Below are 450 nucleotides of genomic sequence, written 5' to 3'. Positions count from 1 at the left end.
CGTCTGCGCTGCCCGGCGAACAGCCTGGAATGTGAAGATCAGCCGCTACCACCGCCAGGCGATGGCTGCGGTGCGGAACTGCAAAGCTGGTTTGAACCGGCAAAACCTGGAACCTCTAAGCCTGAGAAGAAGACACCGCCTCCGTTGCCGCCTTCCTGCCAGGCGCTACTGGATGAGCATGTACTTTAATGGATAATTTCGTCGATCTGTTTATGGTGTCACCGTGGATGCTGGCGGCACTGTTTTTTGTTGCGATGTTAGCCGGTTTTATCGATGCCCTGGCAGGTGGGGGCGGTTTGCTGACCGTTCCGGCACTGCTGGCGGTGGGGATGAGCCCTGCCCAGGCGCTCGCCACGAATAAACTTCAGGCCTGCGGCGGATCGCTCTCCGCGTCGCTCTACTTTATTCGGCGAAAAGTGGTAAACCTTGCCGATCAGAAGCTGAATATTC

Annotated in this window: 2 protein-coding genes; both read left to right on the top strand. The window is 57.3% G+C overall.

What is annotated here, in order from left to right; translation table 11 throughout:
* Nucleotides 1-189, top strand: a 189-nt coding sequence (locus EN749_RS37115) for a penicillin-insensitive murein endopeptidase (RefSeq protein WP_189368068.1), incomplete at its 5' end; no start/stop codon positions are given.
* The coding region (locus EN749_RS37110) for a TSUP family transporter (protein WP_145991235.1) at nt 189-450 on the top strand (262 nt) is incomplete at its 3' end. The genes EN749_RS37115 and EN749_RS37110, both read left to right, overlap by 1 nt.

Source organism: Mesorhizobium sp. M7A.F.Ca.ET.027.02.1.1, assembly GCF_004022985.1.
Lineage (GTDB): Bacteria > Pseudomonadota > Alphaproteobacteria > Rhizobiales > Rhizobiaceae > Mesorhizobium.
This window is presented reverse-complemented; position numbering and strand designations above follow the sequence as displayed.